This window comes from Sulfuricurvum sp. (assembly GCF_049305995.1).
GTDB lineage: Bacteria > Campylobacterota > Campylobacteria > Campylobacterales > Sulfurimonadaceae > Sulfuricurvum.
This window is the reverse complement of record NZ_JBAQPS010000026.1, coordinates 1-6791: the sequence shown is the minus strand read 5'-3', so window position 1 is coordinate 6791 and position 6791 is coordinate 1. Positions and strand designations below refer to the sequence as shown.

Here is a 6791-nt window from a genome sequence, read left to right as displayed (position 1 = left end):
ATGCCACACCCAGAGCGTGCAATGGAGAGTCTTTTAGGTTCAAAAGATGGAAGAGCTATGCTCGAAGGGTTTATTAACGCTTGAAAGCTTTAATTTTTCTTTTCTTAATAGTGCAAAGCCTCATGGCAGAACCGTCGGTTTTAAGCGGTTCTGAAATTTCAGCAACAGAAGAAACAACTCAAACTGACTCACCAACAAGTGAAATAGATTCACTATTTTCAGAAGTTTCATCTTCATCAGCCCTCAAATTATCCTTTAGTAATCCACCAACACAACCCTATGTTGGTGAAATCATTGCACTCACTGTTAAACTTTCTCCCGTTGATTTAGCATCCGGTAATATTGAATATACTTTACAGGATGAAGAAGGGATTCGAATTTTTAGTGATACACCCCGTAGAAATGTAAAAGAAGATGGTATTTATGATACTTTTTATTTCCTCATCCAATCAACTTCGATACGTTTTCCCACGATTACAGCAACACTCACTACAACCGGAGCCGTTTCAGAACCCCTAAACGGTTATAGCTTAAATGCAATAACATTAACTCCTCCTCCAAAATATGCGAATGTTTTAGCTGATAAATTTACTATTCTCAACTATAAAACAACTGTTTACAATAATGAAAGCAACGTCGTTATATTTACCGTTAAAGCCTCACGCTGTAATATCAACGATTTCCGAATCGCTGATGCGATCAAGCAGGGGTTTGAATCCAGACTCTCAAATGTTGGCGAATCACAAATGACCTATTATGTGATTATTCCAAATTCTGAACAAAATCTGAATTTTTCCTATTTTAATCTCCAAAAACAGCGCTACGAAGCATTAACGATCCCCATAGTCGTTGATGATGATACCGTATCGACTCAAAGCGATCTCTCTCCAACCGATGCACGTCATACTGAACTCAAAGTTGCAGTTGCCATCATTATTGTATTGATTCTAGCTGGACTTTTTTACTGGAGACGTCAAAAATGGTATCTATATGCTTCAGCTCTACCAATGTTTTATATCATTTTTGCATTCTTACCGAATCAAGATATCTGTGTCAAAAAAGATGCACCAGTCTATCTTCTTCCGATCAGAAATGGGACTATTTTTGAGATGACCCTACAAGAAGAGCACCTTGAAGCCGAAAAAGAGGTAGGAGATTTTATCAAAGTCCATCTCAGCGACGGTAAAGTCGGATGGGTTAACAAACGTGATCTTTGCTCGAATTAAATGGCTTTATGCCGTTATTATAATCTTCAGTGGTATGACACTGATGATTGCCACTTTTTATCTTCTCCCAAAACCGTATGCCGTTAAATTCTCAGCATGGTTTATCCGTCTTCTAGTTGGTGTTCCGGTACGTATCAAAGGTGCCCCCGATCCTGACGCACAAATGTATTTAATCAACCACCAAAGCGATATCGATATCGGAATAATGGAGACCATTTCCAACAAAGATTTAGCATGGGTTGCCAAAAAAGAGCTTTTTAAAGTCCCTTTTTTCGGGCTGGTTCTTCGTCTTCCCAACGATATAGCTGTAGAGCGTGAAAGTAAAACAGCTCTTATTAAAATGATGAAAGATTGTAAAGAACGGCTCGATGATGGGCGTATTATCACGATTTTCCCCGAAGGAACCAGAACCGAGAGTGGGAAAATGAAACCGTTCAAGGTTGGAGCCAAAATGGTAGCTAATAAATACGCTCTTAAAGTACAACCTATTGTCTTGATTGCTACCGCTTGGCATTTTAGCAACAAACGTAAAATCTTTAATCCGGGGAGTGTTACCGCCATCTATCTCGATTCGTTCGTAGCGGATAAATCGAATCCCGATTGGTTAAATGAACTCCATACCCATATGCAAAAGGTTTATGATGATGAGTTGGCAAACCATCCTCGCTATCGGTAGCGGTGCCTTTTTAGGGGCGATTCTCCGTGCCTATATGAATGGTGTTGTTAACCATCACTTTCCCCACTCACTCCCTTTTGGAACGCTCTCGGTTAATCTGCTGGGGAGTTTTATTATCGGTGCCCTCTTCGCCTATTTCAGTTACACGACACTCTTTAGCGTTCAAATGAAATCGTTTCTCACTACCGGATTTTTAGGGGGGCTTACAACCTATTCCACCTTTGCGATGGAGACTTTTTTACTACTCAGTGGCGGTCATATTTTGATGGCGGTTGCCAATATGGCTCTCAATACGTTTGGTACCGTATTAATGGCAGCATCAGGATATTATCTCTTCCGCCATTGGTTTAGCTAAAGAGATAATTTCATCAGCACACCACCGTGCCAAATCTTCATCATGGGTGATAAGTAAGACTCCCATCCTCTCTATATGTTTTACAATCAACTTCATAATATCGAGCTGATTAAGATTATCAAGTGCTGATGTTGGCTCATCCAATAGCAAAAGTTTCGGCTTCATCAAGAGTGCCCGCAAAATAGAACACCGTTGTAACTGTCCGCCTGAAAGTTTATGGGAAAGTACATCCAAATATCCCTCTTCCAATCCCATTTGCTCCATTAAAATCTCATACCCCTCCATCGATGTCACATCCATAATCTGTTCACGTATCGTGTAAGTAGGATGAAATGAGCTGTAAGGATCTTGAAACACTTGGGAAAAGGATGAAGGTTTGATAGTGCCTATGTGAGCTTTACGGTGCCCTAAAATGAGTTCAAAGAGAGTCGATTTACCGACACCGCTTGGTCCTATTATCGCTTTGATCTCCCCTTCATTGAGCGATAAAGAAAAATCATTAAATAATAATTTATCTTTTGTATATCCAAAAGATAGTTTTTGAATATCTAAAACGCTACTCAACGAATCTGACCTTTTCCGTATACTTTATATTTATAAGTAGTCAATCCCTCAACCCCCATTGGTCCGCGTGCATGGAGCTTATTTGTACTGATCCCTACCTCTGCCCCGAATCCGAATGCTCCACCATCGGTAAAACGGGTAGAAGCATTAACATAAACCGCCGCCGCATCAATGGCATCCATAAATCGCTCCGCTGTAGTGATATTTTCAGTAATGATTGCCTCGGAGTGACCTGAACCATAGCGAACAATATGGCTAATTGCCCCATCGACTCCATCTACAACACGGATGTTAAGGATATTTGCCAAATATTCTGTATCAAAATCCTCTTCGAAAGCCGAAGCTACAGCAATCACCTCACGGGTTTGCTCACACCCTTTAAGCTCTGTATGAGCATGATCAAATGCTTCTTTAAGTATTGGCAGAATGTTATGCGCAATCGGCTCATCCACTAACAGCGTCTCCATTGAGTTACACACACCCGGACGTTGAACTTTTGCATTGAGTGCAATGGCTATCGCATTCTCGATATTGGCATCTTTATCGATATAGGTGTGGCACAACCCTTTATCGTGTTTGACGACGGGAACGCTCGAATTTTGGCTCACAAATCGGATCAACGCCTCTCCACCGCGCGGAACGATCAAATCGACGTAGCGATCCATTTTGATCAGTTTCGCTACCCCTTCACGGGAGGCATCCGGTAAAAGGGCAATCAACTCTCTAGGGAGATTATTACGCAGTAGCACTTGTTGCAATACATCGGCAATGATTCTGTTAGAATGCTCCGCCTCTTTTCCCCCTTTGAGGACACAACCGTTGGAGCTTTTAAAACAAAGTGCCGCCGTATCGGAGGTGACATTCGGACGAGACTCATAAATAATCCCGATCACTCCGATTGGGATGCTCACTTTCTCGATTTTCAGCCCCGCTTCGGTGACCCACCCCTCGATCACTTTTCCGATCGGATCTTTGAGTGCGGCGATCTCTTCGATCGCTACCGCCATCGACTCAATCCGTTTTTCATCGAGTAATAATCGCTCTTTCATTGATGGAGCTATGTCGTTTTCATCCGCACTGCGCATGTCGAGGGCATTGGCTTCAATGATGTTCATCGTGTTGGCACGGAGGGCTTCAGCCATCTCGCGAAGGATTCGGTTACGTTCGTTTCCGCTCATCGTCGCCAAAATACGGCTGGCAGATTTTGCTTTTTCTAAAAAATGTTCCATGATAGTTCCCTTTTATTAGAGATATTATAACAAAGGAGAATTAAGGAGCTTCTTCAATACTAAATAAATGATCATCAAAATAGTTAATCTAAATTTTGAAATATCGTAAGAGAGCGAGGCTAAATTTATGGGTATAGATCCCCGATCAGGTCGGGAATGACGGGGAAAATACCCTTCGACAAACTCAGGGCGAACGGGAGAGATTAAAGCTCATCTTCTTTATATAACGGTTTACAGTTTGGAACTTTACTGAGAATGCTACATGCGTGCTTGATCTCCTTATATAATTGACCCCCCAATGGATAAGAACCTAGTGCAAATAGTGCTTGTAATTTTTTTTCTTTCTTGACTTGATCGGGTGCGAGATGATTAATATTAGAATTTTGTTGTTTACATTGAGTATCAGAAATATTCATTTTTTATCCTTGGTATCTATTTATACAACTGGATAAATTAAAAAATAGTGAAAGTAAAATTATAAATTATAGTTGAGTAAGAAAGAATACTGGGGGAAATGGATCCCGTATCAAGTACGGGATGACGGAGAAAGCACCCTTCGACACACTCAGGGCGAACGGAGAACGCACGCAAGCGTGCGTGGGCACTCTGCCGAAGAGAACCCAGTGTTAACGTAGCCAACGGAGGTTTTACTCCCGTGGCGTATAAAATAGTCTTACTCGATTTCAGCGTCGATGACGTCGTCATCTTTTTTCGCGTTTGATGAAGCGGCTTCGCCACCTTCATTTTGTTTGTACATTTGCTCTGCCATTTTGTGACTGGCATCTGCTAGTTTTTTCGTAGCGGCTTCGATCTCTTCTTTCGAAGCGTCGGTGTTTTTCAACACTGCTTTGAGTTCTTCGAGAGCCGTTTCGATTGCCGCTTTTTCAGATGCGTCGATTTTGTCTTCCATCTCTTTGAGAGATTTTTCGGTTTGACTCGCAAGAGCGTCCGCTTGGTTGCGGAGGTCTACGATCTCTTTGCGTTTTGCATCTTCAGCTTTGTGATTTTCAGCGTCTTGAACCATTTTGTTGATCTCTTCTTCTGAGAGTCCAGAGCTTCCAGAAATCGTGATCGATTGAGATTTACCGGTTCCTTTATCCGTCGAGCTAACAGTGAGGATACCATTCGCATCGATGTCAAATGTTACCTCGATTTGAGGTACACCGCGTGGTGCGGCAGGGATACCGGTAAGCTCGAACAATCCGAGAGATTTGTTATCGCGGGCAAACTCACGCTCACCTTGACCTACAGAAATGCTAACGGCTGGTTGGTTGTCTTCCGCAGTCGAGAACACTTGCGATTTTTTAACTGGGATTGTAGTCCCTTTTTCGATGATTTTAGTCATCACACCGCCGAGCGTTTCGATCCCTAGTGACAATGGTGTAACATCGAGAAGAAGTACGTCTTTAACGTCTCCGCGAAGAACTCCACCTTGGATAGCGGCACCTGCTGCAACGACTTCATCCGGATTTACCCCTTTGTTAAGAGTTTTTCCGCCGAATTCATCGGATACCATTTTTTGTGCGATTGGAAGACGAGTTGATCCACCAACCATGATAACTTCGTTGATTTCATTGTTGCTCATCCCTGCATCTTTCATCGCAGTTTTGATGTGGCTGATCGTCTCTTTAACAAGAGTATCGATCATCCCCTCAAATTTAGCACGGGTCAATTTAACCACTAAGTGCTTAGGACCCGATGCGTCTGCGGTGATAAACGGAAGATTGATCTCAGTTTCTTCTGCTGAAGAGAGCTCTTTTTTCGCATTTTCAGCCGCGTCTTTGAGACGTTGAAGCGCCATTTTGTCCGCTTTCAAATCGATTCCGTGGTCGGATTTGAACTCGTTTGCGAGGAAATCAACGATTTTATTATCGAAGTCATCCCCACCGAGGAACGCATTACCGTCGGTTGATAGAACCTCGAAAGTCCCCTCGCTGATCTCAAGAACGGTAACGTCGAATGTTCCGCCCCCTAGATCGTAAACGAGAACTTTTTCATCCCCTTTTGAATCCAACCCGTATGCCAATGCAGAAGCAGTAGGCTCGTTGATGATACGAAGAACGTTCAATCCTGCAATAGTTCCCGCCTCTTTGGTCGCTTTACGTTGAGCATCATTGAAGTACGCAGGGACGGTAATAACCGCGTCGCTTACAGGTTGTCCGAGGTAGCTCTCTGCATCCGCTTTCAATTTTGAAAGGATTTTTGCAGAGATCTCTTGTGGTGTGTAGATTTTACCCGCAACATCAACCGCAGCCATGCCGTTTTTATCAACGATTTTATAGGTAACTTTATCGTGTGCCTCTTTTGCTTTCTCTTCGTTCATCATAAGACCCATGATACGTTTGACCGAGTAAATCGTTTTATCTGGATTTGTGATCGCTTGACGTTTAGCCGGATCACCGACGAGGATTTCACCTTTGTCGGTAAATGCGACTACTGATGGAGTCGTGTTTTTTCCCTCTTTGTTCGGGATAATTTTTGCTTCGCCGCCTTCATAGACTGCAACACATGAGTTGGTAGTACCAAGGTCAATTCCAATTACTTTAGACATATTAATTCCTTTTTATTTATTTTAATTCGTCATTCTTAATCCGTTCACCCTGAGCCTGTCGAAGGGTGAGTTCATGGTTCGACAAGCTCACCACGAACGGAAAAGAAACCTTTTAGTTCGCTATTACGACCATTGCATCGCGCAATGTTCGCTCTTTATATCGAAACCCTTTTTGGAAAGTGTTTACGAT

Annotated in this window: 7 protein-coding genes; 3 read left to right on the top strand and 4 right to left on the bottom strand. The window is 42.6% G+C overall.

Going from position 1 to position 6791, the window contains the following annotated elements:
* Positions 1 to 122: 122 nt before the first annotated feature.
* From WA010_RS00845 to crcB, 3 genes are read left to right on the top strand one after another with little or no spacing between them, the layout of a single operon-like run.
* On the top strand, positions 123 to 1226 hold the full coding sequence (locus tag WA010_RS00845) for a hypothetical protein (protein ID WP_422555285.1): 1104 nt from the start codon (positions 123 to 125) through the stop codon (positions 1224 to 1226).
* Entirely contained in the window at positions 1207 to 1902 is a 696-nt protein-coding gene (locus WA010_RS00840) for a lysophospholipid acyltransferase family protein (protein WP_422555284.1), read from the top strand. Before WA010_RS00845 ends, WA010_RS00840 begins: the two co-directional genes overlap by 20 nt.
* Positions 1871 to 2257 (top strand): fluoride efflux transporter CrcB, encoded by a 387-nt coding sequence (gene crcB, locus WA010_RS00835; protein WP_422555283.1) that lies wholly within the window; start codon positions 1871 to 1873, stop codon positions 2255 to 2257. The genes WA010_RS00840 and crcB overlap by 32 nt, the downstream gene beginning before the upstream one ends.
* Here crcB and WA010_RS00830 read toward each other — a convergent pair.
* From WA010_RS00830 to dnaK, 4 genes are all read right to left on the bottom strand, one after another.
* Positions 2222 to 2821 (bottom strand): ATP-binding cassette domain-containing protein, encoded by a 600-nt coding sequence (locus WA010_RS00830; RefSeq protein WP_422555282.1) that lies wholly within the window; start codon positions 2819 to 2821, stop codon positions 2222 to 2224. The two genes, crcB and WA010_RS00830, sit on opposite strands and share 36 nt — an antisense overlap.
* A complete protein-coding gene (locus WA010_RS00825; RefSeq protein ID WP_422555281.1) occupies positions 2818 to 4050 on the bottom strand; it encodes a glutamate-5-semialdehyde dehydrogenase in 1233 nt (410 codons plus the stop codon). Before WA010_RS00825 ends, WA010_RS00830 begins: the two co-directional genes overlap by 4 nt.
* A gap of 203 nt (positions 4051 to 4253) precedes the next feature.
* On the bottom strand, positions 4254 to 4466 hold the full coding sequence (locus tag WA010_RS00820; protein ID WP_422555280.1) for a hypothetical protein: 213 nt from the start codon (positions 4464 to 4466) through the stop codon (positions 4254 to 4256).
* Positions 4467 to 4723: 257 nt separating this feature from the next.
* Positions 4724 to 6601 carry a molecular chaperone DnaK gene (dnaK, locus tag WA010_RS00815; RefSeq protein WP_422555279.1) on the bottom strand — a complete coding sequence of 626 codons (1878 nt, stop codon included), beginning with the start codon at positions 6599 to 6601 and terminating at the stop codon, positions 4724 to 4726.
* Positions 6602 to 6791: the final 190 nt, after the last annotated feature.